General features: G+C 36.0%; 31 protein-coding genes and 1 pseudogene. 21 read left to right on the forward strand and 11 right to left on the reverse strand.

The window, feature by feature from the left end:
• The first annotated feature begins 38 nt into the window (after window positions 1–38).
• Window positions 39–908, forward strand: a complete 870-nt coding sequence (locus MWJ95_RS04000; RefSeq protein WP_249104425.1) for a 3-hydroxyacyl-CoA dehydrogenase — start codon at window positions 39–41, stop codon at window positions 906–908.
• A complete protein-coding gene (locus MWJ95_RS04005) occupies window positions 905–2,110 on the forward strand; it encodes an acetyl-CoA C-acyltransferase (RefSeq protein WP_249072424.1) in 1,206 nt (401 codons plus the stop codon). The genes MWJ95_RS04000 and MWJ95_RS04005 overlap by 4 nt, the downstream gene beginning before the upstream one ends.
• A 27-nt stretch (window positions 2,111–2,137) precedes the next feature.
• Here MWJ95_RS04005 and MWJ95_RS04010 read toward each other — a convergent pair whose 3' ends face one another.
• Window positions 2,138–2,317 carry a hypothetical protein gene (locus tag MWJ95_RS04010; RefSeq protein ID WP_249072425.1) on the reverse strand — a complete coding sequence of 60 codons (180 nt, stop codon included), beginning with the start codon at window positions 2,315–2,317 and terminating at the stop codon, window positions 2,138–2,140.
• Window positions 2,318–3,149: 832 nt separating this feature from the next.
• Here MWJ95_RS04010 and MWJ95_RS04015 point away from each other — a divergent pair.
• The gene (locus tag MWJ95_RS04015) at window positions 3,150–3,926 is read left to right on the forward strand and encodes an enoyl-CoA hydratase-related protein (RefSeq protein ID WP_249104427.1); all 777 of its coding nucleotides are present in this window, start codon (window positions 3,150–3,152) and stop codon (window positions 3,924–3,926) included.
• A 21-nt stretch (window positions 3,927–3,947) separates the two neighbouring features.
• Window positions 3,948–4,772: a phenylacetic acid degradation operon negative regulatory protein PaaX gene (gene paaX, locus MWJ95_RS04020; protein WP_249072427.1), complete on the forward strand. Its 825-nt coding sequence runs from the start codon at window positions 3,948–3,950 to the stop codon at window positions 4,770–4,772.
• 51 nt (window positions 4,773–4,823) lie between these two features.
• Here paaX and MWJ95_RS04025 read toward each other — a convergent pair whose 3' ends face one another.
• Both MWJ95_RS04025 and MWJ95_RS04030 read right to left on the reverse strand, forming a co-directional pair.
• Window positions 4,824–5,231: a PaaI family thioesterase gene (locus MWJ95_RS04025; protein WP_249072428.1), complete on the reverse strand. Its 408-nt coding sequence runs from the start codon at window positions 5,229–5,231 to the stop codon at window positions 4,824–4,826.
• Complete coding sequence (locus MWJ95_RS04030; RefSeq protein ID WP_249104429.1) at window positions 5,228–6,205, reverse strand: NAD(P)H-dependent flavin oxidoreductase; 978 nt, start codon at window positions 6,203–6,205, stop codon at window positions 5,228–5,230. Before MWJ95_RS04030 ends, MWJ95_RS04025 begins: the two co-directional genes overlap by 4 nt.
• A gap of 74 nt (window positions 6,206–6,279) precedes the next feature.
• Here MWJ95_RS04030 and MWJ95_RS04035 point away from each other — a divergent pair, with 74 nt between their 5' ends.
• The 4 genes from MWJ95_RS04035 to MWJ95_RS04050 all read left to right on the forward strand — a co-directional run bounded on the left by MWJ95_RS04035 (window position 6,280) and on the right by MWJ95_RS04050 (window position 8,880).
• On the forward strand, window positions 6,280–6,795 hold the full coding sequence (locus MWJ95_RS04035; RefSeq protein WP_249104431.1) for a gamma carbonic anhydrase family protein: 516 nt from the start codon (window positions 6,280–6,282) through the stop codon (window positions 6,793–6,795).
• A 218-nt stretch (window positions 6,796–7,013) separates the two neighbouring features.
• The gene (locus MWJ95_RS04040) at window positions 7,014–7,433 is read left to right on the forward strand and encodes a hypothetical protein (protein WP_249104433.1); all 420 of its coding nucleotides are present in this window, start codon (window positions 7,014–7,016) and stop codon (window positions 7,431–7,433) included.
• 254 nt (window positions 7,434–7,687) lie between these two features.
• Complete coding sequence (locus tag MWJ95_RS04045) at window positions 7,688–8,389, forward strand: SAM-dependent methyltransferase (RefSeq protein ID WP_249104435.1); 702 nt, start codon at window positions 7,688–7,690, stop codon at window positions 8,387–8,389.
• Between the two features lie 221 nt (window positions 8,390–8,610).
• Window positions 8,611–8,880, forward strand: a complete 270-nt coding sequence (locus tag MWJ95_RS04050) for an S-layer homology domain-containing protein (RefSeq protein WP_308221860.1) — start codon at window positions 8,611–8,613, stop codon at window positions 8,878–8,880.
• 160 nt (window positions 8,881–9,040) lie between these two features.
• On the opposite strand, the gene MWJ95_RS04055 is transcribed toward MWJ95_RS04050, so the two are convergent.
• Window positions 9,041–10,387 (reverse strand): C40 family peptidase, encoded by a 1,347-nt coding sequence (locus MWJ95_RS04055; protein ID WP_249072434.1) that lies wholly within the window; start codon window positions 10,385–10,387, stop codon window positions 9,041–9,043.
• Window positions 10,388–10,850: 463 nt separating this feature from the next.
• Here MWJ95_RS04055 and MWJ95_RS04060 point away from each other — a divergent pair, with 463 nt between their 5' ends.
• Window positions 10,851–11,183 carry a DUF1093 domain-containing protein gene (locus MWJ95_RS04060; RefSeq protein ID WP_249072435.1) on the forward strand — a complete coding sequence of 111 codons (333 nt, stop codon included), beginning with the start codon at window positions 10,851–10,853 and terminating at the stop codon, window positions 11,181–11,183.
• Window positions 11,184–11,613: 430 nt separating this feature from the next.
• Here the strand turns inward: MWJ95_RS04060 and MWJ95_RS04065 are convergent, their stop codons facing one another.
• Window positions 11,614–12,771, reverse strand: coding sequence for a Ger(x)C family spore germination protein (locus tag MWJ95_RS04065; RefSeq protein WP_249072436.1), 1,158 nt, complete (start codon window positions 12,769–12,771; stop codon window positions 11,614–11,616).
• 193 nt (window positions 12,772–12,964) lie between these two features.
• Complete coding sequence (locus MWJ95_RS04070) at window positions 12,965–13,369, reverse strand: VOC family protein (protein WP_249072437.1); 405 nt, start codon at window positions 13,367–13,369, stop codon at window positions 12,965–12,967.
• Window positions 13,370–13,514: 145 nt separating this feature from the next.
• Here MWJ95_RS04070 and MWJ95_RS04075 point away from each other — a divergent pair, with 145 nt between their 5' ends.
• From MWJ95_RS04075 to MWJ95_RS04085, 3 genes are all read left to right on the forward strand, one after another.
• Complete coding sequence (locus MWJ95_RS04075) at window positions 13,515–13,697, forward strand: hypothetical protein (protein WP_249072438.1); 183 nt, start codon at window positions 13,515–13,517, stop codon at window positions 13,695–13,697.
• Window positions 13,698–13,824: 127 nt separating this feature from the next.
• A complete protein-coding gene (locus MWJ95_RS04080; RefSeq protein WP_249072439.1) occupies window positions 13,825–14,472 on the forward strand; it encodes a pentapeptide repeat-containing protein in 648 nt (215 codons plus the stop codon).
• A gap of 122 nt (window positions 14,473–14,594) precedes the next feature.
• Window positions 14,595–15,149 (forward strand): putative glycolipid-binding domain-containing protein, encoded by a 555-nt coding sequence (locus tag MWJ95_RS04085; protein WP_249072440.1) that lies wholly within the window; start codon window positions 14,595–14,597, stop codon window positions 15,147–15,149.
• Window positions 15,150–15,905: 756 nt separating this feature from the next.
• Here MWJ95_RS04085 and MWJ95_RS04090 read toward each other — a convergent pair.
• Window positions 15,906–16,664, reverse strand: a complete 759-nt coding sequence (locus MWJ95_RS04090; protein ID WP_249072441.1) for an SDR family NAD(P)-dependent oxidoreductase — start codon at window positions 16,662–16,664, stop codon at window positions 15,906–15,908.
• A 130-nt stretch (window positions 16,665–16,794) separates the two neighbouring features.
• Between MWJ95_RS04090 and MWJ95_RS04095 the strand changes: the two genes are divergently transcribed.
• A complete protein-coding gene (locus tag MWJ95_RS04095; protein ID WP_249072442.1) occupies window positions 16,795–17,679 on the forward strand; it encodes a LysR family transcriptional regulator in 885 nt (294 codons plus the stop codon).
• A 164-nt stretch (window positions 17,680–17,843) separates the two neighbouring features.
• The gene (locus tag MWJ95_RS04100; protein ID WP_249072443.1) at window positions 17,844–18,086 is read left to right on the forward strand and encodes a hypothetical protein; all 243 of its coding nucleotides are present in this window, start codon (window positions 17,844–17,846) and stop codon (window positions 18,084–18,086) included.
• Window positions 18,087–18,262: 176 nt separating this feature from the next.
• Here the strand turns inward: MWJ95_RS04100 and MWJ95_RS04105 are convergent, their stop codons facing one another.
• Window positions 18,263–18,451 (reverse strand): hypothetical protein, encoded by a 189-nt coding sequence (locus MWJ95_RS04105; protein WP_249072444.1) that lies wholly within the window; start codon window positions 18,449–18,451, stop codon window positions 18,263–18,265.
• An 838-nt stretch (window positions 18,452–19,289) separates the two neighbouring features.
• Between MWJ95_RS04105 and MWJ95_RS04110 the strand changes: the two genes are divergently transcribed.
• Window positions 19,290–20,012 (forward strand): YukJ family protein, encoded by a 723-nt coding sequence (locus MWJ95_RS04110; protein ID WP_249072445.1) that lies wholly within the window; start codon window positions 19,290–19,292, stop codon window positions 20,010–20,012.
• A 310-nt stretch (window positions 20,013–20,322) separates the two neighbouring features.
• On the opposite strand, the gene MWJ95_RS04115 is transcribed toward MWJ95_RS04110, so the two are convergent.
• Both MWJ95_RS04115 and MWJ95_RS04120 read right to left on the reverse strand, forming a co-directional pair.
• On the reverse strand, window positions 20,323–20,943 hold the full coding sequence (locus tag MWJ95_RS04115) for a hypothetical protein (RefSeq protein WP_249072446.1): 621 nt from the start codon (window positions 20,941–20,943) through the stop codon (window positions 20,323–20,325).
• Between the two features lie 573 nt (window positions 20,944–21,516).
• On the reverse strand, window positions 21,517–21,726 hold the full coding sequence (locus tag MWJ95_RS04120) for an excalibur calcium-binding domain-containing protein (RefSeq protein ID WP_374110093.1): 210 nt from the start codon (window positions 21,724–21,726) through the stop codon (window positions 21,517–21,519).
• A 317-nt stretch (window positions 21,727–22,043) separates the two neighbouring features.
• Between MWJ95_RS04120 and MWJ95_RS04125 the strand changes: the two genes are divergently transcribed.
• From MWJ95_RS04125 to MWJ95_RS04145, 5 genes are all read left to right on the forward strand, one after another.
• A complete protein-coding gene (locus MWJ95_RS04125) occupies window positions 22,044–22,256 on the forward strand; it encodes a hypothetical protein (protein WP_249072448.1) in 213 nt (70 codons plus the stop codon).
• Between the two features lie 110 nt (window positions 22,257–22,366).
• Entirely contained in the window at window positions 22,367–22,798 is a 432-nt protein-coding gene (locus MWJ95_RS04130) for a BrxA/BrxB family bacilliredoxin (RefSeq protein ID WP_249072449.1), read from the forward strand.
• The gene (locus tag MWJ95_RS04135; protein ID WP_249072450.1) at window positions 22,786–23,577 is read left to right on the forward strand and encodes a class I SAM-dependent methyltransferase; all 792 of its coding nucleotides are present in this window, start codon (window positions 22,786–22,788) and stop codon (window positions 23,575–23,577) included. The genes MWJ95_RS04130 and MWJ95_RS04135 overlap by 13 nt, the downstream gene beginning before the upstream one ends.
• Before the next feature lie 148 nt (window positions 23,578–23,725).
• Window positions 23,726–24,247 carry a hypothetical protein gene (locus MWJ95_RS04140; protein ID WP_249072451.1) on the forward strand — a complete coding sequence of 174 codons (522 nt, stop codon included), beginning with the start codon at window positions 23,726–23,728 and terminating at the stop codon, window positions 24,245–24,247.
• Window positions 24,248–24,347: 100 nt separating this feature from the next.
• Window positions 24,348–25,115 carry an ANT(4')-I family aminoglycoside nucleotidyltransferase gene (locus tag MWJ95_RS04145; protein ID WP_374110094.1) on the forward strand — a complete coding sequence of 256 codons (768 nt, stop codon included), beginning with the start codon at window positions 24,348–24,350 and terminating at the stop codon, window positions 25,113–25,115.
• A 435-nt stretch (window positions 25,116–25,550) separates the two neighbouring features.
• On the opposite strand, the pseudogene MWJ95_RS04150 reads toward MWJ95_RS04145, so the two are convergent.
• Window positions 25,551–25,646 (reverse strand): annotated as a pseudogene (locus MWJ95_RS04150) (recombinase family protein); the annotation flags it as partial.
• Between the two features lie 227 nt (window positions 25,647–25,873).
• Between MWJ95_RS04150 and MWJ95_RS04155 the strand changes: the two are divergent.
• Entirely contained in the window at window positions 25,874–26,491 is a 618-nt protein-coding gene (locus MWJ95_RS04155) for a DUF4879 domain-containing protein (RefSeq protein WP_249104438.1), read from the forward strand.
• The last annotated feature ends 31 nt before the right edge of the window (window positions 26,492–26,522 follow it).

Genomic DNA, 26,522 nt, shown 5'->3' on the forward strand with positions numbered 1-26,522 from the left:
TCGTCGTATGTGGTTTTCACAATAAGGAGGTTGTTTTCATGAAAAAAATTATTGTCATCGGGTCAGGGGTTATGGGGCGTGGCATTGCCTACGTTAGCGCAATCAGTGGCTTTGAAACAGCTATTATAGACATTAACGAACAGGCGTTACAAAATGCCCAAAATGAAATTACATCCATTTTTGAAAAAGCGGTTGTACGCGGAAAATTAACAGCGCAGCAAGTACAAGAAGCAACGCTACGTCTGACTTATGTAACAGATTTAGCTACTGTCGCAAATAAAGCAGACTTAATCATTGAAGCCGTACCCGAAAAAAGGGACATTAAACGGGCTGTCTTCGAGCAGATGGAACGGTTTGCTTCACCGCACTGTTTATTTGCCACAAATACTTCAACGATGAGTCCAACAGAAATTGCGTCTTATGCAAAACGACCTGAACAAACTATTGCGATGCACTTTTTTAATCCTGTGCATAAAATGGCGCTCGTGGAGATTATTAGAGGTTTAGAGACTAGTGATGAAACAGTCCAAACTATTTGTGAAATTGCTAAACAAATGGGCAAAGAAACTGTCGTCATCAATGAATTCCCGGGTTTTGTTACAAGTCGTATTAGTGCACTCGTAGGAAATGAAGCGTTTTATATGTTACAGGAAGGCTTAGGTAGTCCTGAAGACATCGATAAAGCCATTAAACTTGGCTTAAATTATCCAATGGGACCGTTCGAATTGGTCGATTTAGTAGGTCTTGATGTACGTCTGAATAATTTGAGATATTTACATGAAAAGCTCGGTGAAAAATATCGCCCAGCACCACTTCTCGAACAATATGTACAAGCTGGGCGTTTGGGTCGAAAGAGTGGAAAAGGGGTTTATGACTATAGCGAGCAAAAAGAGGTGGTGAAAAAATGACAGAAGTCGTAATTGTAGATGCTGTTCGTACACCAATTGGTCGTTATAAAGGTGCATTAAAAACCGTTCGGCCAGATGATTTAGCTGCGACGGTCATAAAGGCGCTAATAGAGCGTAACCCAAAAGTGCCAGTCCAACAAATTGAGGATGTTATTTTCGGAAATGCCAACCAAGCGGGAGAAGATAATCGAAACGTCGCCCGTATGGCTGCATTACTTGCTGAGCTACCAATAGAGGTCGGGGGAACTACTATTAATCGCCTTTGTGGTTCAGGCATGGATGCTATACATTATGCAGCACGTGCTATAAAGAGTGGTGAAGGCGATATTTTTATCGCAGGTGGTACGGAAAGTATGACGCGTGCACCTTTTGTGATGGGGAAACCTGAAGTGGATTATCCGAGAGGCGATCAAAAGATGTTTGATACAACAATCGGCTGGCGTTTTACGAACCCAAAATTGCAAAGCATGTATGGAGCGGATACAATGCCCCAAACTGCTGAGAACGTAGCCAAACGTTTTAATATTAGTCGTGAGGAACAAGATGCATTTGCATTTGAAAGCCAACAACGTGCGAAAAAAGCGCTTGCTACAAACCGTTTCGCAGAAGAAATCGTACCTGTATACGTGAAAGATAAGAAAGGAAATGAAATCATCGTAGATACAGATGAACATCCACGCCCTGACACAACATTAGAGGCACTTGCCAAACTACGACCTATTTTTGAAAATGGTACTGTGACAGCGGGTAATGCTTCTGGTGTGAATGATGGTGCATCAGCATTATTATTAATGAGTGCGGATAAAGCAAAAGATTTAGGTATAACACCATTAGCACGATATATAACAGGTGCTGTTGCAGGATTAGAGCCTGCCGTTATGGGTTTAGGCCCTATCTATTCTTCGAAAAAGGCATTACAACGTGCTGGACTAACAACAAATGATATTGGTTTATATGAAATAAATGAAGCGTTTGCTTCCCAAGCAATAGAATCCATGAAGCAGCTTGAACTAAATCCAGCACAAGTCAATGTTAACGGAGGCGCTATTGCATTCGGTCATCCGCTAGGTGCAAGCGGTGCACGAATAGTGACCACATTACTTTACGAAATGAAAAAACAAAACGTACAATATGGCCTTGCTTCCATGTGTATTGGTGTAGGGCAAGGGATTGCAACGATTATTGAAAATATTGAATCATAATTAAACAGGTGTATTGATTAACCATTTTTATACATTCGGATTAATTCGGAGAGGCTGATTTCCGCTACGGGCTACTCGCTTTGTTGCTGTCGCTTCGCTTTCGCACAGAGCAAAGCTTCCTGCGGGCGAGCGTCGAGCCGCTTCCTCCGCTAACGGAACGAAGGCTAAGTGCGTCACGTCCTGTGACAATGCCTTCGTGACCAACATCGTGTTGGCCTCAGGGTCTCGTCTGTCTCGCTTTCCCGCGGGAGTCGAGTAGCCCTACGCTACAATCAGTTAAAATAGTAATATATTATGAAAAATGGAAAAATCTTATCGATCAATGATGAAACTATTTTTTCCTAATCAACCCGCTTAATAATTAAATGGTCAAGGGAATTTTGTTGTGGCGCTTTAAATGAGGTGATTTCCGAGCCAGGCTACTCATCTTAATCGAGCGTAATAGAATTATAAAGGTGATGCGATTGTAAATCTGTAGTTGCTGGCGCTTCACTTTAGCTCAGAAAACACTTGTCGCTGCATATTTGTTTTAATTTTAAAATGACATGCCAGAATATACATGTTAGGTGATATGGGTGATTGGAGTGAAGGCTGGGCGACTCCTTGGGGATCAGCAATATAGGAACGAAGGCTAAAATCATCACATCCTGTGATAACGCCTTCGTGACCAACCTCGTGTTGGCCCGAGACCCTGGAGCGAGCAAATAGGGGAACGAAGGCTAAAACCATCACGTCCTGTGATAACGCCTTCGTGACCAACATCATATTGGCCCAAGCGGCTCATCGGACGCCCCCAGGAAGCTCTGCTCTGCGCGAAAGCGAAGCGTCAGCGGCAAATGTTTTCTGTAGCGAAAGCGAAGCGACAGCAACAAAGCGCCCAGCTGGAACGGAAATCACCCACTTCGTGTTGCAAAAAAGTCATACTTTCTTTTAATAGGACACTTTAATCTCATTAACATAAAAGTTTTCAACAACATGAAACGGCACAATCGATGTGCCGTTTTTTTGAAACAATCGAATAGAAAAGGAGAGTTTGCAAATGAAAAGTATTTCATTTAGAATAGAAAATTATATTGCTTATGTAACAATAAATCGTCCAGAGGTGTTAAATTGTTTCAACTATAATACATTATTTCAACTGCAACAAGTAGTAGACGAATTACATATAGCTGAGAATGTCCGCGCAATCATTTTTACAGGTGCGGGTGAAAAGGCATTTAGTGCGGGTGCAGATTTAAAAGAACGAAAAACATTAACAACGCAAGAAGTACGTCGAAACGTACGAGCAATTCGAGACGTGTTTAATAGTATAGCAAATTTACCACAACCAACAATTGCAGCAGTGAATGGGCATGCACTAGGCGGTGGATTTGAATGGTTATTAGCATGTGATTTTGCGATTGCAGTTAACGAGGCATTACTCGGCCTAACGGAAACAAGTTGGGCAATCATTCCTGGTGCAGGTGGTACGCAGCGGTTACCACGATTAATCGGCGAAATGAAAGCAAAAGAAATGATTTTAACAGCAGCGAAAATTACAGCTACAGAGGCAGAAGCTCTAGGAATCATTTTAAAATCAGTGCCACGGGAGACGTTGTTGGACGAGTGTGAATCACTCGCAATGCGCATTATGCAAAATGGCCCTGTCGCTGTTTGTCAAGCAAAATATGCCATTACACAAGGAATGAATACCGATCTTCAAACGGGTCTTGCGATCGAATCGAAGGCCTATGAGTTAGTTATTCCGACAGAAGATCGCCTAGAAGCTTTACAGGCGTTCAGCGAGAAACGGCAACCTGCATTTCAAGGAAAATGAGTTAGAAAGTAGAGGGAGAGAATGGGCGCAAATACACAGTCTATGATTTTTACGCTCTATGGCGATTATATTATGCATTACGGTTCAAAAATTTGGATCGGTAGTTTGATTCGTTTATTAAAAGAATTCGGTCACACAGAGCAAAATGTACGTGTTTCTGTATCTAGAATGGTTAAACAAGGATGGCTGCAATCAGAAAAGAGAGGGAACCGTAGTTATTATTTTTTAACTAAACGCGGTGAAATACGGATGCAGGAGGCAGCAAATCGTATTTTCAAATTAAAACCAACACAGTGGGATGGGAAATGGAGACTTTTAATGTACTCTATTCCAGAAGATAAGCGACAAATTCGAGATGAATTACGTAAAGAGCTGTTATGGAGTGGATTTGGCTCCTTTTCGAATGGCTGTTGGATATCCCCTAATAATTTAGAAGAAGAGGTTAAACTCCTCATTCAAAAATATGATATTGCTAATCATGTAGACTTTTTTACGGCTGAATACATTGGCCCTCATGATCATGAAGCGCTAATCGAAAAAAGCTGGTCGTTGGCTGAGATTGAGGCACGTTATGAGAAGTTTATGGATCAATATAGTAAGCAATATATTATTCATCAAAGTGCAATCTCAAGACAAGAAATGTCAGATGCCGAGTGTTTTGTAGAGCGTACAAATCTTGTTCATGAATATCGTAAATTTTTATTTATCGATCCAGGACTGCCACAAGAATTATTACCGCCTATGTGGAGTGGAAATCATGCTGCGCTATTATTCCAAGAATATTACAATCTATTGGAAGGCCCATCATGCCGTTTCTTTGAAGAAATATTCCATGCAGATAATTAAAATACGAAAAAAGAGCTTGTCCATACTTATTATGGATAAGCTCTTTTGCGTTTAGAGGACCATGATAGAAGATGTTATTTTGGCAGCATACTGGCCATTTTGAGAAACAGTTGCTTCCACATAGCATGTTTTTCGGCCTTGCTTGACAATTGATGATTCAACCGTAGCCATTCCGGTGTGAAGAGGTCGTAAAAATGTTGTTTGCAAATTAATCGAAGCAAATCCTTGATTACTTTCTAATATTGAAGCCATCGAATAGGCCATCGTAATATCTGCTGCAGAAGTGATGAATCCTCCCATGACGACTTGATGCCCATTTAAAAAGCGTTCATCGATGTTCCAAATGCAAATGGCTTTACCGGCAATAGCCGATTTTACATGAATACCTAAAGTTTTATCACATGCTGGTGGTTCAATTTCTCCAGCAATCACTCGCTTTAAGTCGATCATAGTCGTCATAATTGAACACCCCTAACTGAGTCTTGGAAAGTATTCAGTAATGTCCGATTTAGGCATTGCTGAGCATCATCCATCATAGTCTCGATAAGAGTTGTAACGGTCGGTAAGTCTTGAATAATCCCTGCGATTTGACCGCTATTCATAAAACCGCCTTGCTCATTTCCTTCCATAGCACCTTTTATATGATAGGTTTCGGATGTGCGTTCTTGATATTCAGCAAGTGTTATACCTTTTGCTTCATCAGCAAGAAACGAAGAGGTGAAAGGTGAACATAACACACGGCGAACCTGACCAATCGAACGTCCTAGTATGACCGTTTCCACATCAGTTGCATCAATTAGTCTTTGTTTATAGGTCTGATGTACTGGCATTTCCTGTGTAGCAATAAAGCGAGTTCCCATCTGAACACCGGCTGCTCCAAGCATTAACGCAGCGGCTAATCCGCGACCATCGCCAACACCACCTGCTGCTACAACAGGTATAGAAACCGCATCGGCTACTTGAGGAATTAACGTAAAGGTAGTCAATTCTAAATTGGAGTTAATTCCTGCAGCTTCATAACCCTCAGCAACAATCACATCTGCTCCGCCTTGCTCGGCCTTAATAGCATGCTTAACAGAGGCTACAACAGCAATCACTCGAATATGGTGAGCATGTAATTTTTCTATATATAAAGTTGGATTACCTGCAGATAAAGAAACGACCGGTACTTTATGTGTAATAGCTAATTGCAATAATTCCTTTGTATAAGGATTGACATTGATTGGCACATTGAGGGCAAAAGGTTTTTGCGTTAATTGCTTCGTTGCTATAATGCGTTCTTCAACTTCTGCTGGCGTCATTGTCCCACAGCCGATTGTCCCTAAGCCACCTGCATTCGATACAGCTGCCACAAGTTTAGGACTACTGATATTACCCATTCCCCCTTGGATAATAGGGTATTTTATTTCTAATACAGAACATAATTCATTCAAAAATAGCACCTCCGTTGAAAATGTGTTATACTAAATTCTAGCAAAATATTCCGATGATTGAAAGGATGATTTTTATGGAGATTACATACGCTTTAAAGAAGCCAAATGTTCATGAATCAGTATTTCAGGCCCCAGGCACGTATATTATTGGAGATGTTACGGTTGGTGAACAATCGTCTATTTGGTTTAACGCTGTACTACGTGGTGATGAAGATAGTATTACCATTGGTAAACGTTGTAGTATTCAAGATAATTCAACCATTCATTTATATGAAGGAGCTCCAGTTGTTGTAGAGGATGAAGTAACAGTAGGTCATCAAGTAGTTTTACATGGTTGCAAAATTGGTCGCCGCTCGATTGTTGGTATGGGTTCTGTTATTTTAGATCATGCTGAAATTGGAGAAGAATGCATTATCGGTGCAAACACACTTATTACACAAGGCTCAAAAATCCCACCGCGTTCATTAGTCGTTGGCTCACCAGGGAAAGTCGTGCGCCAGCTGCAAGACAAAGACATCGAGTTAATCCAGTTATCAATCGACACATATGTTCAAAAGGGGAAAGAGTTTAAAGAAATAGTTGAGGATTAAATACGAAAAACCTTTGTGAACCACAAAGATTTAAACTGCTTGTTAGGATTAGGTTCAATGTTGTGTCGAACTTAATCCTTTTCATTATTTTCTTTATTCGTTTTTTGGATTTGTCAAAAGAGGAATGATATTGTAAAATGTCCTGTTCGCAAGGTTATCATTTCTCATCTCTCCACACTATATAGTATTATTAGTTTAGAATTAAGGAGTGTGAGAATATGAGATTCATTAAATTCCTTCTAATCATAGTAATTGTCCTCGGTATTATTGGTTATGGAGTGTATCATTTTGGTTTCAAGTTTGCGTCTGAAAAAGTCGCTGATACAATTTCGTCAGAGTTAGAGGAAAGTGGACAAATGGATGAAATTAAAAATACGATTGAAAGCGACCCTCAATTAAAATCCTTTATGGAAGAGGCTAAAACTGCAGATAGCAGCAAGTTGCCGTTTACAACAAAAGAAGAGGCGACAAAAGTAATCATTAAAAAAGTGGGTATTTCGGAGCTTAATAATATAAGAGTAAAAGTACAAAATGGTACTATGACAAAAGAACAGGTCATTCAAGAAATGGAAGGTAAATTAACAGACGAAGAAATGATGGCACTAAAAGTAATCGTTTATAAAGAATTATATAAATAAAACATTAATGGATCATAAGAAGGGTAATAGGACATGCAGTGTAGCATGTTCTATTTTTTTGTATTTTGAGCGAGAAATCCATTGAAGGCGCCTCACAATAAAAACTTAACTTTTGTGTGTCCGGAATCTTGAGATCCACAACGCTTTGGGTGTATTTTTTTGTTCAATTAACATATTGGATTAAATGTATTTAAAAGGATAACTTAATATTTGTGTTATATTGTAAATATAATTTTTTAATGAGGTGAGTTTAGATGAGTGAAGTCGAGCAGAGTACAAAGTTAGATTTAGAACGGATTGTTTTTATTGGGAGAACGTTTGAAGAGTATTTGAATATGTTCTCACTATCAGAGAAAGAACTTCATGGAAAGAAAATACTTGATTGTCCAGCAGGTGCTTGTTCATTTACTGCAATAGGTAACAAATCAGGTTTTGATGTAACAGCTTGTGATATTGCTTATTACCATTCGGGTGAAGACTTAAAAAATAAAGGTCTTCAAGATATTGAACACACGGCGGAGCATTTGCAAAAAGTTCAAAGCAATTATAAATGGGCTTATTTCAAGGATATAGAAGGTCTTAAACACAATCGTTTAAGGGCATTATATGATTGTACCAATGATATGAAGGAATTTAATGAAAGATATATCCCCGTTACTTTACCTTCATTACCATTTGAAAATGAAGAATTTGATATGCTTCTTTCAGCACATTTTTTATTTATGTATTCAGATAGATTAGATTATCAATTCCATCTTGATACGCTAAATGAATTATTGAGGATTACGAAAGAAGAAATTCGTATATTCCCTTTAGTTGATTTAGAAGGAAAAAGATATAAACATTTAGAGCAATTAATAAGTTATCTGAATAACAGTGGCTGTACAGTTGAAGAAGTAAACGTGCCATATGAATTTCAAATAAATGCTAATTCAATGTTAATAATAAAAAAATGATTTATAAAATATACAAAACAAACTTAATTAACGTTCACAAATGAAAGCTTCGAAATGACTTTAAAAGCCACAAATGTTGTTAAATCAACGTTTCGTGGCTTTTGTTATGAACACTGTTTATATGTCTTTTTATGACGTAAACAGTTGATATATTTCGTTGGTCCATGGACGGATGAAAATAGGGCAGGGGAGGGGGCGTGTTTTAGAAGGTCGGAGCAGGTATCGTGGATGGTGCAAACGGAGCATTTCGTCCAAATGCCTATATTACACGTGCGCAAATGGCGAAAGTAATGGTCCTTGCATTTGGCTTAACGCCAGAAGGTAAGAGTAAGTTCAAGGATGTCGATTCATCACACTGGGCAAGTGGCTATATTGCTGCTCTTGCGGACCACAATATTGCGCTAGGTGATGAAAACGGTAATTTTAGACCAAATGAAAACTTAACACGCGCCCAATTTACAGCGCTTATGTATAGAGCGCTTGGTTTATAAAGCGAGGTTTTGAAAAGAAAGAGATGGGACAAAAAGAAAAATGTCAGACCAAGATAAAATCGGTCTGACATTTTTTGATTTTAAATAAGGAAATTCATATTGTGAAATAGAAAAGTTATTTTTTCTTTTCGTTATTTTTTCTATCCAGCCTTTTCTATGTTTATTTTAAAACACGACGGGCTGTTACATAGTTTTGATTTGCCCATGTTGAAGTCAAGCTTTGTGTAACAACATGATTTGTTGTCATACTAATAAATTGATTATTACCTAGATAGATGCCTGTTTGTTTAATATCTATCCCGCCATTGTTAGTAGAGAAGAAAATAAGATCTCCTTTTTGTAACTGAGCTTTTTCCACCTTAGTCCCAACTAATGCTTGTCTGCTTGCTAATTTATCTTTTAAATCAATCCCATGCTGTTTAAAAACATAATACGTAAATCCTGCGCTCGTAAACGTAAGTGAGCTTTCGTCATACGAATAGCCAAACTTCACTTTACTACTCAAATTTGTGGCAGTAGAAATAATTTTGTCAGCAGCAGTAGAAGGTGTGCTAGGGGTTGGATTTGAGTTATCTGAAACAACACGTTTTGCAGTAATATAATGTTCATTATAATAGTCAACGAATAGTACTCTTGTCGTAATATCATTTGAACTTGGAATAATCAGACGATGATCTCCTGCATAGATAGCTACTAGTGAAGGATTTTTAGAACCTTTAACACTATTGAAGAACACCAAATCACCTTTTTTTAAATTGGTACGTGAAACCGTTGTCCCAACATTCATTTGTTCCTTTAAATCGGTTGTCCCAAGTTTAATGCCACTCTTACGATAGATAAAGTCTATAAATCCTGGCGCTGTAAAACGAAGACTCTGTTCACTATTCGTTGTGCCCATAGTTACTTTATCTTTATAGTTATAAGCATTTTCAACGATTTTATCGCCTGTAGTTGCAGGATTAGCGGAGAGTAATGTAGGTAAAACTCTACGGGCCCCTACATAATTTTCTGTATAATAGGGCTTGCTATTTAAATCAGAAATAACAATATTTTGCTGAGAATCAGCCATGTGAATCATTTTATTGTCTCCTATATACATACCAACGTGGTCTGGGTCTGTCCCGGTTTTTTTACTCTTAAAGAATAGTAAATCACCTTTTTGTAATTGACCTCTGTTAACAGATGTTCCTTGCTGTATCATATAATCTTCATTATAAGTTGCAAGGTCAACACCATTTTTCTCGAAAATGTACATCAAAAATGAAGCGCAAGAAAATTTATAAGGATATGTAGTCTTGTATTCAGTATTACTATATGTCGCCTTACCAATTAAGCTTTTGCCAGTTTGAATTAATTGTTCTGCTTTCGCTGTAACGGCCTGATCGTTATTTAGAACATTTGTAGTTGCTGCTTCAACTTTGATGGGCTGAATGGTTGGTTGTATAGTTCCCAATGTACTAAAACCTATCGTAAATGCTAATGTTGTTGTTAAAAATCGTTTATTCATGTTGTTCATGTCCTCCTGATGCAATTGTTAGGTTGGCTTGCCATTGGCATTAATCGTAGCATGAGAAAGTAGGGCTTCTTCGAGGTAATTGTTACCACGCTGAATGGCGATTCGCTGTAAACACCTGGTATAAAAGGCTTCAGTGCCTTAAATTACAGTTTTATTACAAATGTTTCAGGGGTGAAGTGTTCGGACATGTTCCCGATTTGTATCCCAAAAATCAATGGTTCCATCAACGCCATAAACATGCAGTAATACAGAAGCCGGACAAGCTATTTATTTTGAAGCTGAACGTAAAAAAATTTGGAAACAGTAGCAAGGTTCTAATGACACAAATGTTCTTGCTTTAAAGGTGACAATTTCGTAAGCTAACTGTCATGTCCCGAAAATTAAGGTTGTGAAGAGATGATCTATACTCTTCGGTAACGATACGAATTCGTTAGAAAAGAGGAGGACATGCAAAATGAAGATGATGAAATTTATAGCAATGACCATTTTATTCGCTACTTTATTAGTTGGTTGTGGTGAAAAAGGTGCATTGATAGAAAAAGATTACTTTATTCAAATCAACGAGGAATTACAAACTCCAAATAGTAATGGTCATTACGTATACGCACTAGAGGGGTTTGATGAGGATGGAAATGAGCAGGTTGTAAGTTTTTTTGCAGAAAAAGCTTATGATAAAGGAACGCTACTCCGTGTCCCTAGAAGTTTACAAGGATATACTGGGGAGCCGGAAGTCATTAAAGCAGATGAGATACCAAAAAATATTAAGGGGAAATTTAATCTGAATTAGATTCTATTTACTCTATAGAAAAGGCCAATTTCTTAACATTAACAGTAAGAAATTGGCCTTTTTTCAAATAATGCTTGAATTTAAAACCAAACTTACGAATTAATCAAACACTGTATCTTTATTAGGATTACTAAAAAAGCAATTTGATTTGACTAGTTGTATTTCTTCCTAAGAAGGGAAATGAACTTTTGTGCCACTGACCCTAGTGCTGATCCGCATGAAGTCACCCAAGTATGTTTTTACCATAACAATATAAAAAAGCTGTAGCGTATGACAACGCTACAGCTCAGAATTGGTCTTGCCCTTATAAATGGCTTAGCCATCTACAGCATTATACCACATAGAATGAAAAATCATAGTGCTAATGAAAGAAAATTTATTTCAGTGAATCGAATATAGCGCTGGGTGGATACAAAGGTGTTATAAATAGTTATTCTTTAATCGTTTCGGCAAATGTTATTCGACCAGGATTCACTTTGATTACGGTAATATTTATTTTACTAAGTGTATCTTCTGTTAACGGTATTTTGCCATCTTTCTGAAGTTTTTTCCATGCCTTTACGTTTTTACGATAAAGTGTCTCAGATAGACGGAAAACATCAACATCTAATTTTAAGCCTTCTGCATATGAATTTTTTATATCTTTTTTAACTGCACGAATAATACCTTTTCTTATTTCGTCGGTGGATACTTTTCCTTTGAAACCATTGATGGTGGCATTTAGTTTTACATCCACTTCAAATGTTACTTCGTTGTTTTTTACAATTGGTTTCAATTCTGTACTTAATTTTTCTAAGTCTACTGTTAAGAATTCTTTTTCTTTATTGTTTAATTTAAAGGTTACATCTCCACGAGTTTTTTTAGTATACATCCATTGTACGCCTCTCGCTGCTCCATCATTTAAATAGCCTTTAAATCCATCCTTTGAAACTACTCCAAAACCTGTTAAAGCAGTTTCCTTTGTTGGTTCATCGGTAGTCTCCCAGTTTTTGTTGATTGTCATTAACGGAATATTTGCTTCATGACTCGGCTCATTTAAGTTGAGAATTAGTTTTCTTAAATCAATGGGCTCTACATATGTTTGTAGCTCTTTTGTATGCATAGGATTGCTTAGCTTCGAATCGGTTAGTGATTTATTTAATATCGGTGTCACTAATAGAAGATCTTTAATAGGGTCCTTTGTACAAAATGTCAATATTTGGTATCTAGTTTCTCGATGACGCAAAAAACTGTCAATAACAGGAATGGCATTCTCGTTTTTTAAAGCATCTTCGGAGAAAATAAGAAAAGTCATATGTCCCCAGAACACTTTTTGGTCAATGGAGCGATATAACTTAAAAAAGGCTTCTTCCATAGTTTTCCCTTTTGCAAATCCAATCTCTGAAGGTGCTGCTTGAGGAGTCGGCCCTTCAGATTTAGCTACATTCGCAAAATTGATAATTTGCATATATATTTCATATTGACCATCTTTAAAATCGATACCAATTCCATCAACATAGTACATTCTTTGTGGTTCAGTAATATCCCAACATCCGGAAAGTAATAGTACAGCTGTCAAACTTACCATTAATGTCATTAACTTTTTCATTTTTTGATCCCTACTTTTAGAAATTCTTGTGAAATGTTGAGGTTCTTTATATAGCTTGGACAAAAAATTAGAGGATTATAAGTGGTGAAAAACGAAGAGTAGCTACATTTAGCCATCCCAAACAAATATACCAGGACTCATCATTACTATGAGACCTGGTATAAAAAGCGAAAAGGTATGAAGAAAACCTCTTTTAAACTCCTTTATTATCGCGAAATTCTATAATGGTTCCTTCAGGTGCTGTTAGCTTACAAAGTTGACCATTTTCAACCTTATAAATAATTTCATCATTTTTACAAATAAAATTGACATTCATAGCCTTCAAACGTTCAACTTCTTGTCTTAGATTGTCCACCCATAAACAGAAATGTACAATGCCATGAGCATTCGGATTGTAATGATCAAGGTCTTCATTATATTTTCCAGTTTGGAGTTCAATATAAAAATCTCCAAGTTTTAACCAAGTATTAAAATGTCGATTGTGGAAATTCGGTGATTCCTGTACTAGTTCAAACCCTAGTACTTCCGTGTAAAAATGTAACGATTCAGCATATGTATTTGTTTGTATGCAAATGTGATGCACATACTTTTTAGTCATAAAATCTCTCTCCTTTTATTTCAAAACAAACAGCTTCTCCCTAAATGACACCAGAATAGTTAATAACTGAAGAAATTAAAATAACATTTATCTTAAATTCCTACAAGTATAATTTACGCTAAAATGGATAATTTATATAGCGGAGGTGATAATTTTGACAAACGACAAGCGCAATAAAAGTGAAGAAGAGCAAGTAGAATTTGGAGCAGATTTAAGCCCCGACGATCTAGATGTGCGTGAAGAAAATGATCTAACGAAAGAGCAAATGAACAATGCAAAGCATGAAAAACAACACAACGAAAACACTTCCTCCAAACGCAACAAATAAAAAGGAAGACCATAAATAAAATTCTTACCACAATCTTTGGGTTGTGGTATTTTGATTTTCTCTTTTGTAGAGGAAGCATTTAGAGGTAAAATTAAGTAGCGACATAAAAGCAAGAGAGGGGAACAGAATGACTACTAAATTTAAAATTGAACTTCCACTTATTCCAAACTATTTGGCTGAAGGAACTTTTGAAGATATTTTTTACGATGAAGAACCTTATCTAACGAATCAATTGATTACGAATATAAGTAGAGAGAATGATCATATTGAACGTTTAATTGTTTCTAAAGTACTGTTTCAAAAAGCATCTTTGATCAACTCAAATTTCAATAAAATTGATATGACTGATGTTATTTTTGAAAACTGTGACTTATCCAACTCCAAATTTAACGAAGGAATTATACATCGGGTTACATTTAAAAACTGTAAACTAGTAGGTGTTGATTTTTCAGAGGCTCATTTAGGGAATGTTACGTTTGACGGCTGTATGATGAATTTGTGCAACTTTGGAGTAGCGAGATTAAAACAGATTTGTTTTGAGCAATCCTCATTACGTAGTGCAAGCTATTATGACTGCCAATTTAAAAAAGTGAAATTTGAACAATGCAATATTGATGAAGTTGATTTTAACGACACTCCTTTACATGATGTGGATATCAGTACATGCACTTTTGAACGTTTAAATGTAACTTTAAAAAATTTAAACGGCTGTGTGATTTCCACTGAACAAGCAATTGGCTTTGCTGAATTGATTGGTTTAAAAGTGAAACGGTAATATTGACTAGGTACTCGATTAAATTTATTTATTCTAGATTCCGCTATTAAGGAAAATAGGTGTTTTATTCAGGGAAGAATTAGCCTTCGATGAAGAGTTTATTAAAGATAGGGGAGAAAGTTTTGAATCAAAAGGTAGTATGGCAGAATGAAGAACAGTTTGGTTGTGAGCATTTAAGCATTTTTAAAGAAGAAAAAAACTTCTCAGCGAAAGGGACAATTATATATGTAGAAGGGGATCAATCTAATGCTCATATTGTAGAATACAAAGTTGATTTAGACTCCAAATGGTTTACTAAAAAATTGACCATAATAGTTGATGAACACAACAGTTTAAAATTAAAGTCTGATGGAAAGGGAAACTGGTTCGGAAATGATGGACAGGTAATTGATAAGCTAAAAGGGGCAATTGATATTGATATATCTGCAACACCATTTTCGAATTCACTTCCTATTAATAGAATGAATTGGGTCCTTAATCAAGAGGAACATTTTGAAATGGTGTACATATCCATTCCATCCCTCGAAGTAAAAAAAGTTCCCCAATCCTATAAATATTTAAAAAACAATGGTAAATTGAGATATTTTAGATACCGTTCTTATGATTATGAAACAATTATATGTATAGACGAACATGGTTTGGTTATAGACTATCCGAATGTATTTAGAAGAATATAAATATCTATAGGGCATAGGCTAATGTCAAAGAAAATTCATATTGCTGAATGTCGTTGCTAGGACAGCTTTAAAGTAAAGAAGAGGTTGTGAAATACTATGTTGAAAAATAAAATTATCTCATTTGTCATTACAATAAATCTGGGAATATTTATCGTTCCATTATTTATTGGATAACATACAGTATTGCATACGGAATCTATGGTACTGCATTTACTGCACCCGTCATGCTTGTAGCTCTAGTAGTATCAGTTGTAACTGAAAAAAAACAGTAAGAATAAAATGTTGTATTCATGTATTTTAAGCATTTAATTTGTGCATTCATTTTTGCACTAATTTTTAGTTTAGTTAATTTTGATATTAATACTATTAAAGACACTCTTTATCTAACTATTTCAATAGGCAGTATTTATATAACATTATTTATGATTATTGTTTATATTTTAAAATACGTAAGTAAAAAATAATGTGACGAAGATTCCCATTAGGTTACTACGATATTTTTTAATACTGTATAAAAACTCATTCATGCTATAGAGAAAGTTCAGGAGTAGCTAAGAAGTTTCATCTAAGATTTACAAATACATATGAAGAGGGAGAAGCGTGAACGTTTACTGAAAATGTATTCCGTTCATGCTATTTTATGCCTTGATAAGTTTTTGTTGTTGGTCAGTTATGCCATCTAAATGGACACGAACTTGTTTATAAAAATAGACCGAAATCTGTCTCGGTCTATTTTCGTTCTTCTTTTAATAAAAATTAGTGCGCAACTTGTCCGCCATCTGCTACATAAACATAGCCATTACAGAAGCTTGCTGCGTCTGAAGAAAGGAATACAACGACTTCAGCAATTTCTTCCGGTTTAGCAGCGCGACCTAGTGGAACGTTTGACACCACTTCATGCCAAACTTCAGGATTATCTTTCCACATTTGCGTCATTGGTGTTTCTGTTAAACCTGGCGCTACAGCATTCACTCGGATACCGTCACGAGCGTGGTCAATGGCAGCTGCTTTTGTTAAACCAGTCACTGCGTGTTTTGCTGTTACGTATGGTGCCATATTTGGGTCGGCAATGACACCGGCTACTGATGCTGTGTTTACAATCGTACCGCCACCATTGGCAATCATGTATTCGAGCTCATGTTTCACTGCAAAGAATACACCTTTAACGTCCACTGCCATCACTTTATCAAATGTGTCTTCTTCAATATCTACAAATTTTGCTGGTTTATTTAAAACACCTGCATTGTTGAATGCGTGATGTAATCCACCAAATTTTTCTACAGTCTGTTTCACAAGTAATTTCAATTGTTCTGGACTTGTTACGTCAGTTTTAAAGAAAACTGCTTCTCCACCTTCTTGTTGAATTAGCGCTACAGTTTCTTGTGCACGATCATCCACATCACCAATTGCTACTTTCGCCCCACGGCGTGCAAACGCTAGTGCTGTAGCACGACCAATACCAGTAGCAGCTCCAGTGATTAAAACAACTCGACCTTCAAAATCTTTAACATTCATAGTATTGCCTCCCCATAGTTGTAAGTCTTCTTTACATGTGTAGTATAGCTTTCAGTAAAAAACGTATTCAATATTTTTGAATGCATGAGCTTATTCCTTTATAGTAATAAGGATAAGAAGGTGAATAATCATGCAATTAACACAATTAGAATATTTCATAGTAGTAGCCCGCTTGGAGCATATGTCGCAGGCCGCATTGGAATTAGAGGTTTCGCAATCTTCATTAAGCAAAACGATAGCGCGTTTAGAGGATGATATTGGCGTACCACTTTTTGATCGAAAAGGGAAATCTATTCGTTTAAATGAATATGGACGTATTTTTTATGAAAAGGTCGGAAAGGTTTTAGATGATTTACAAGAGGCGAAAACAGAGGTTCAAGAACTAGCTAATATTCGGGAAGATAGTGTAGCGATAAATGTGATGAATTCAAAACTTCTGCCAAAGTTATTTTATGATTTTTATAAAAAACGCCCGAATGTTAAAATCCGACAGTATTTATTACCAGATAAATTAGCGCTACAAAAATTAATTTACGGTGAAATTGATTTAATGATTGTCATCAATCCTATAGAAGATGAACGAATAGAGTGGGTTCCGTTATTTACAGAAGAAGTCTTTTTAGTAGTCCCGAAAAGTCATCCATTAGCGGCTAAGGACAGTATTTCATTGATGGAGACAAAGGATGAACTGTTTATTTTGTCAGAAACAGGGCAAAACTTCCGAACTACCGAAAATCAATTATTTGAAAGAGCAGGCTTTACGCCGAATATTGCCTTTGAAGGTGAAGATTTATCGATTATTTTACAATTGGTGAATGAAGGAAAGGGTATCTCTTTTATTTTCAAATACTCATTTTTAGATCAGTATTTAGACAATGTAAAGATAGTAAAAATTTCAAATCCGGATTGCTTCCAAACCGTAGGGATTGCTTGGAATAAAAAGAGAAAAAATTCGTTTGTCGTAAACAGTTTTCGTGATTTTGCTATTTCATTTTTGAAGGATAGTACAATGTAAGAGGGAATTGCGAAGTTGTTATTTTGAGGAAACCGCAAAATACCAAAATGTACTATAATAGTGGGTACACAATAATTTCTAGACAACCACTACGTACTAAAAATAGAATATTGCGAAACTTATTTAAACTCCAATCGTAATAGTTAATAGGGAGGAGGGATAACTTGAAAAAATTCTTAGTGTTTGCAGGAAGTTTTACGTTAGTATTTGTCGTGTTGCATGTGCTATCAGGGATGTTATTAACGATGTTTTATACGCCTAGCATTCAATGGGAAGAGGTTTCATCTTTACAATCGCAAGTGGTATTTGGAAAGACAAGCTTTATGCCGACATTTGTTATATCTTTCGTTGCGCTGGTAATGGCTTTTGGAAGTTCTAAACTGATCGATAAAAAAGCTGTTCACTAATTCTTTGATGTAGTAAAGGTTAATTAAATAGTGAGGACGATTTTCATTATTCGCCATTAATAAAAAGAAGCATATTCGTTAAATTTGAATATGCTTCTTTGGTTTTCGAAAAGATTGTTGCTATTCTACGAACGGAGTAGTTGAGTTGAAGTGGTGGATGGCATTGTGAATAGCCTTTAATGTTTTTTAAAGAAACTTGATGTGATCAAAAAAGTAACTCCAACTAAAATGAATATAAGTGCCACAGATTTATTCTGAATAAATGAATTGAAATGAAATGGACCAAATGATGTTCCAAGTCCACTTAAAGATAATAACAAGCCTATCCCAAAAATGAATTTTCCAATTGTAGTATGCGTTTTCAATGAATGACCTCCTGAAATACGGATCATTATTATTGAGTATAACATAATATGGAAGTTGTTTAATTAGAAGATTTATGAGCAGTAAAAAAGCTAATTTAGTCTTAACAGCTTCTGTTTTAGTTTTAATAAGTTTCATCTTTTTTATTTTTAATTAAAAGTGTTCCCAGGGCAAAAGAAATCCCGGCCCATAAAGAATAGAGAAAGTTTTTTAGTAAATGCCAATCTCCATTTCTGAAATAATCCCAAACGGTTGTTGATAAAAACAATGTTACAAAGATAGCAAAAGATATGTATTTTCTGAAGGATGTCAATGTCAATTAAAGCACCTCGATAAAAATTGTCAATAAATTATAGCATGATATTAGTTATATCACTAGTTTATGAAAAGTATTTTACTGAAACATTATGAGTGATAAAACTATAAAAAGGGCCACTTGGGATAGGAGTGACCCTTTGTAACAAGATTCGGAGGTGTAAGGCTAAATTAGCTTTACATTACTATTAATATGTCGTGATAGCTTTGTTTGTATAGTTCATAGCCTGAGAAATAGATATAAAAATAAAGAGCCCTAGCGACGTCCCATTTTTCACTTTAAAATTGGCATACCTTTCTTGAATTTTTAGTCTAATTGATTTGAATTAGAAGGAGTTATTGGAATTTTATAGAAGGTATTAAGTGTTTAGAGTGGTATTCAATTATAAATTCGGAGTGATCGAAAGAAAAGGGAGGAGATAAATGCTAGACAAACAAAATGGAGAAAGTTTGATTTTGCAATTTTAGACAATGAATCCTGAACAAAAGAGTTTGCCTATAAAACTTTATTGGAGGTAATTGACTATGCCATTATACAAATACGGAGTACTAAAAGGTAAAGTTGTTGACGTGAGACCTGTGGATTCATATGACAAAACTCCTCATTACGAAGTGCATATTCGAGCAACAAAGAAGGATAAACGGGAGGAGAATTATAGGATTGCCATTAATGTTGCCTCTAAGGTAAAGCCTTCAGAAGTGCTCTATTTTGTTAGTGAAGATTTTAACTCGAATCAACTAACAATTATTCCAAACTACGAAGAAGGATTTACCGAAGTTACGAATGAAAATCGTGAAATTGCATTAGATTATATTCGGGGAGGCTTATTTGATTCCTCAAAAATGATTCCTCTCCCAGCCACAAAGAATGGACCAGACAATGACCTAAATGAAAAAGTTAATAAATATATGCAAGAGGCTATGACTAAAAAAGCTACTGTTTATGCTTACGGAGAAAAATTTAAAGTAGAAGAGGAAAAAGATAAATATTTCGGTTTTTCTCCAGGCAGAGGTGTACACGATATTCATATGAATCAAGGAAATAGTAAGGAATTTAGACAAGACGACGGGATATGGCAAGATGGTGGGGTACTCATTCATTTTGAAGAAGAGAATAGATGGATAGGTATATTCCTAGCCTTCCAATCGCAGTCTTGGTGTACAGATGACCAAGGTCATGCGACAAAGCCAGTTAGTGTATGTAATCATGCAAATAGGAAATCGGCAATAATTGCTTCACTCAGATAATCGTTAACTGTCGATAAATAGATTTATGTTTAGTGTTTTATCCGTAGAAGTAGTTAAATAGAAGAAAACTGAAAGAAGCCTAGTGTAGCAATGTTGCAGCTAACCCCAAAAACGAAACAAATAAACACCTTTCGTTGGAGAATGGGCATTGAACCTTATCTATCAACGTAAGGTGTTTTATTACAGCTAATTAATGGTAATCCCTTGCTTTTTCGAAACTTTTCTTATGTCTACATAGCATTCGCCAAAATCGAATGCTTTTTCTATGACTGAAAACTGACTAAGGCAATATAGGTGAAGTATTTGATGATTAAATTCTATTATAGATGACCATAAATTGTGCTGCTTCAGATTCAAGTGCAATTAAATGATCTTCAGTAGAGGGTTCATCTGAAATTAATCGTCCTTTTTGAACGTTTAAAATAGCAGGTTTTATATCAGGAGAATGCTCAATGGTAAAATGAGATTGATTTAATAGTGTTAATGATGAGCGGCATTTGTTTTTATCAATACGTTCGTCCTTCCCTTTGAAATATAACTTGATTAAGTATGGAACGCCGTCAATTTTTAATCCGAGTTCTGGTGATGAACGAACCGTTAAATAATCGCTAAACCAATTGGATTTACCTGGCTCAAACCACTCAATTTCTTTATTTTTAATGAATTTTAAATGTGCTTTTACGGCTTCAAGATAATTTTTCTGTTTAGCTTGAGAAACATTGTTAGCAAGAGAAAGCAGAAAATCGTTATTAAATTTGTTCTCATGAAATTTTCGGATACCATTTCGTAAAGGTTTCCAGTAATCAAAAGCAGGATTGTATTCATCCTGATATTTTATTTGTCGAACCATTGAAGTTTTACCAGTAACGCCTTTGAAAGTAAAATCTGTAAATTGTGTAAGACCGATAGATACTTTTTTTGAAGACACCAAAACAACTCCTTTATTGGTAGTTTTATCTGAATCAATAACAAACTACTACTCAATTGAAAGTTTAAAAAATGCCATTTTGAAAATGGTTTATGGATGTATGCTAAATCCAAAAACCCTGATAAGGCAGGCAGTGGCTACCATGATGTATGGAATGGAGGCTTTGTTAAACCAATTGGGCTGTTTTTTTTGATGGATGTTAGGAAAGTAATCAAGCGCTATGTAAGGCTATATAGCTAGTGATTCATTGGAAGAGAATTTGATTATGACGAATCAATATGTAGCGGAAAATAGGAATAGTTATCGTTACAAATGTTAGTGAATCTATATATTAGATGGCAAGATCGAGAAAATAAGGGTTTTTTGTGAAATGTGGGCAAATTATTGTAGCTAGGGTGTACCAGTAAGTATTGCATGCTGGCAATAAAGAGGCTGCCTAACAGTTAACTGTTAAACAGCACATGGATAATGTAAATATAGAACAAAAAACTGGAAAAAGTCAATAATTTTTTTAAAACGTTCCCCGCAGCACAAGGTATCTTCAGCTAAGGTAAATTAATTACGGTATTACAAACTTTATCTCTCGCAGGCAATGCCATCTTTGTCGCGATCTTTCGTAATATTTGCTTTATATAGTTCAGCTGATACAAAAGGTTTGTATTTAGTTTTTCCACCTTTATTTTTCACATTGGCATCCTTCGCAACCCCACCTTTGTAGTCCTTATTTAATTCTGCGCAATTTTTGTATGATTTCGCTGCTGCCTCTATTGGTGTAGGGTTGCTCATTGTTACACCGATTAATAATGAACTTGCGATTATGGTAGTAGCTAATTTTTTCATAATGTTCCTCCTAGAATAGTTTTATTGTTTTAGGGTATTGATGTAGTTGTTAATGAATGCGAAAAATGGGTTTAATGACCTTAAGTAAATATTACTAATATATTTGTAGAAAATCAAATTATCCATAATTGTTTTATATTAACAATTAGCAAATGCGCAAAAAGTCACATGTAAACGAGTATGGCTTTTAATAATGTATCAAAATCCTATCACGAAATTTATCATGTCCAGTCTATGATTAGTGTAGAAGGTGGTGGTAAAAGATGAGAGGTAAATTAGAAAATATTCATATAAGTTTTTGTGAACAAAACGGGGATGAAATGATGAGCTACGAGATCAATGATTCTCTATCAGCTTTGATTCCGAACATTGGTGATGTAGTTAATATTAAGGATAATTACAGGACCGTGAGTGAAAGAGCTTTCACTTACAGTCCGAGAAACATTAAAGTTACAATTTATTTAGAAGAATTATAGATTATCTTTTAATAAAACCCATGAAATCGGGTAAAAAGCAAGTCTTTGTACATTCGCGAAAATCCTTGCTATAATAACCTTTGCGAATACATATGAAAGAGGGTAAAAGCATGAACGCTTATGATGAATATATGAAACAGGTTGTGAAGCCGATGCGTGAGGAGTTAGTGGTGGCTGGTTTTACGGAGCTTACGACTGCTGACGCGGTGAATGAATTTATGGCGGAGACGAAAGGGACTTCGTTAGTTGTGATTAACTCGGTTTGTGGTTGTGCGGCTGGGTTGGCACGTCCGGCTGCTCGTGAGGCAGTGGAGGCGGTTAAGCCTGATCATCTTGTGACTGTTTTTGCAGGTCAAGATCCTGAAGCGACTGCAGCCATGCGTAGCTTTTTTGAGGATGTGCCACCAAGTTCACCATCAATGGCGATTTTAAAGGATGGGCAATTGGCATACTTTATTCCACGTGAGCAAATTGAAGGATTCCCTGTGGAGCAAATCGTTACACATTTAACAGGTGTTTTAGAGCAAACATGCGAGAAATAAAAACCATTATCACGACAGCGGGCAGACCAGACGATTTATCGTTGGCGCTCGCTGCTTTTGCGTGTGAACAATTAGGGGCTTCGTTTGAGCCAAGAAAAAAGCGCTCTGTTCGGAAGATTTCTCAGGAATTGCATGCGCATGTGATCGTTGCTGGGAAGAATCGTTTTGAGTATTATGCATTTGGTGCCAATGAGCCGTTTTTCTTTCATCCGAATTCAGCAGCGTTTCGTTTAAAGCGTGTTGCTCGTGGGGAAGCGGAGCCGTTTTTAGAAGCGGCACAGCTTAAAAAAGGAGATTCGGTGCTTGATTGTACATTGGGGCTTGCTGCGGATGCTATGCTGGCGGCTTTTACAGTTGGTGAAGCGGGGCGAGTCGTTGGGCTCGAAGCAAATCCGAATGTGGCATTTATTGTTGAGCAGGGGATGAAAACCTACGATACGACAGAGCTTCCTTTGACTGTATGTATGCGCCAAATTGAAGTGGTGCAAGCAGAGGCAGTTAGTTATTTAAAAACTTTGCCTGACAATTCATTTGATGTCGTCTATATGGATCCAATGTTCGAAGAGATTATTGAAGAAGCCAATAATTTTGAAGCATTACGCTTAGCAGGGGAACATGTGACATTAACAGATGAATGGGTTAGTGAGGCGAAACGAGTGGCAAGAAAACGGGTAGTGTTAAAGGCTCATTTTCGCTCAGAATGGTTTGCCAAACATCATTTTAAACAATTTGAAAGAGCAACTGCGAAATTTCATTATGGTGTTTTGACTGTTGAATGAAATAAATATTATGTGTTTTTTAGAGGCTTGTTCATTTGAACGGGTCTCTATTTTTTATCTAAAATTTAAAATATGGTAATATTAGTATGAAAAGAGGGGCTAGAAATATCATTTATGCAGAGAGGAAAGAATTTTGAGGGGGATGTATATGAAGCAAGTAATTGAAGAAATCGAGCTGTTTTTGAAAAATCCACTTGCGGAAGAAGAAAGCTTTTGGGATAGTGAAGCATTGGTCTGGGTGGATTGGAAAGATTTTGACGATTCAATTGTTGAATATTTTAACGATTTTTTACTTGAAGAAGATAAAATAAATGTTGAACTAGTTGAAAATGATAAGCCAAGGTGTGTTGATATTTTCTTGATAAAAGATGAAGTAAAGAAAGCAATCCCTTATGATGAAGAAAAAACGGATAGGGACACAACTTTGAAAGCTGTTCAGGATTTTATTGCTCCAAAATATCAAATCCGTTGGTACATGGATTCGCTTGGCGGAGATACGTTGGCTTTTTGTTTGCTACCAACTGAAAAATGGTTGAGGTTAGAGAAAGAATATGGGGAAGAAAAAGTGGCCTATTATTTTGCACCTCTATCACATGACTCGGTTATGTTTGAAATGGATATAGACGAAATGTCGGATTTGCTGGAAAAAAGAAAGCAGAAAGTTAATTAAGGAAAGGGGATTATATACATGACAGCAGACAAAATTCCTCGTTAAGCTCGTGGTCCTCCCTGGCGAATTATTATCTCATTTAAATAATTCACAAGGAGAGATAAATATGATTGGTCCGAAAAAAGTAACGAGAGAAGAAAGAATGAAAATTGCTTATTCAATTGCTAACCAAGTGTTAGAAAGATATGGTTCAAAGGTCCAAGCTATAGGAATTTACGGTTCATTAGCCAGAAAAACAGATGGACCATTTTCAGATATAGAAATAAAGTGTATTTTAAACGCTTTAGATGAAGACTTTAGCTATGAATGGACAGCAGGAGATTGGAAGGCAGAAGTGAACTTTGATAGTGCGGAACATATTATCGAAGAAGCGACTACAGTTGACGAAGAATGGCCGCTGACCCATGGACAATTTTTCAACGTTCTACCTATTTATGACCCGAAGAATTTTTTCACTGAATTGAGAGCAAAAGCTAGCTCAGTGGATAGCTCGATATTTAAAGAAGCGATTTGTCGGACTTTAGTAGAAGAAATGTACGAGTATATTGGTAAAATGAAGAATATCGAAGTTCGAGGTCCTCAAACATTTTTACCGATTTTGGCGATGGAAATTGCCACTGCAGGTGCAATGATTTTGGGATTACACAATAAACAATTATTCTCAACTTCTGCACAAGTATTATCTGAAGCATTGTCGTTAACCGATCAACCTGAAGGGTTTGACGATCTATGCGAATTGGTGATGTCTGGGAAGCTCTCTGATCCACAACATATTATTGCGATTTGCGAAAATTATTGGGATTCGTTACTAAAATGGTCTTCTTTACATGGGTATCAAATTGAATGTTCAACTGCTATACCTTGGTAACATGAAATGAAATGTTTACTTTTTAAAAACTCTATGCTATAATATGAACCGTGCTATTTTAGGTGGCATATTTACGTAATCTGGAATTCTGCTTTTTGTTTTTAAGGATACTTATTCACACTGGCGCATGCTTTGGGGCTGCAAGGACGCAAAAGAAGGTTGGGTTTGCGTTGCTTAAGTTAGAAAGCACACAGTGGAATTTTACCGCGGTGATGAAACTACATGTTTCAATATAATATTCCCCAGATGATTGGGTTGAGACTTTACAATTTACGAAAAATGTTACCTATTAAATACTAAAGGGGTGGCTTCGCAAAAGCGAGGCTGCCCCTTGTCCAATTTATCGTGAAAACTGATGGCATTTCAGCTAAAAGCGCATTTTGGATTGCATTTCACGATAAACCGCCTAGAAAAATCTTTCCCTGACTTCTTCTATGTATATATTCTTTCGCAACCAAAAGCTTCAAGCTCCTTCAATTGACGATCTAAATTTTGATCTACAGAACTAACCCTCGCATAACCAAAAATCATTACTTTCCAATCCCATTTACTGAATAACTTAAAATGAATAATCTAATATATTGATAATACATTAAGATTTGTTCATCTGGCGGCTACTTAAAATGAACATTTTCTGAAGTGATATAATAAAGTTATGAAGTTATTTAATAAATAATCATTTTTTTGTAAAATAATGTTAAAAATACTATTCGTTGTCCGATGAATATAATGTGTTACAAATAATGTGAAAGGAGAGGTTGTTATATAGGGAAATATTTACTAGCTGTTGGAATTTTACAATTGGATTGGGGCTAAATACAGCTGAAGCTTCAGAGATAGAAATGGGTAAGGTTGAAGTAGATCCATTAATTAAAGATTTAAAAACAAACCATTCTGATTGGACTATTACATTAGTAACTTCAGATGAGGTTGCCAAAATTAAAGAAGAATTAAAAAATAGTCAAAATAGTTCCGTTCTAAGAGGTCCAGCACCACCTTTAACAAATGTTTATATTGACAAAGTAATATCTCAAGTTGGAACAAGCAATCAAAAAATTGAGGATATTGGCTTGCAGCAAACTTCTCATGCAGTTTCAGGCACTGTTACTGTAGCAGTTATGGAAGTTGGCTATGGAACTGAAAATCAATGGTTAGATGATGAGCGTATTACATATCAAAATCGAGATTACAAACTTAATGAAGCTGCTATTGATTTTAATAATGACAAAATTATAGATGCGTTTTATCATACAGTAACTTTTAATTCAGACTTAAAAATCTCAAGTGGAACATCTGCATTATATAAGTTTAGATCTACTTCACAAAATTACCCTTGGAACACCATTGAAAGAACTATAAATATTCCACATTTATAATTTAGGAATACTATGAAGAGAGGTGTATTTA

The sequence above is a fragment of the Lysinibacillus sp. Bpr_S20 genome (genome assembly GCF_023337835.1).
GTDB lineage: Bacteria > Bacillota > Bacilli > Bacillales_A > Planococcaceae > Lysinibacillus.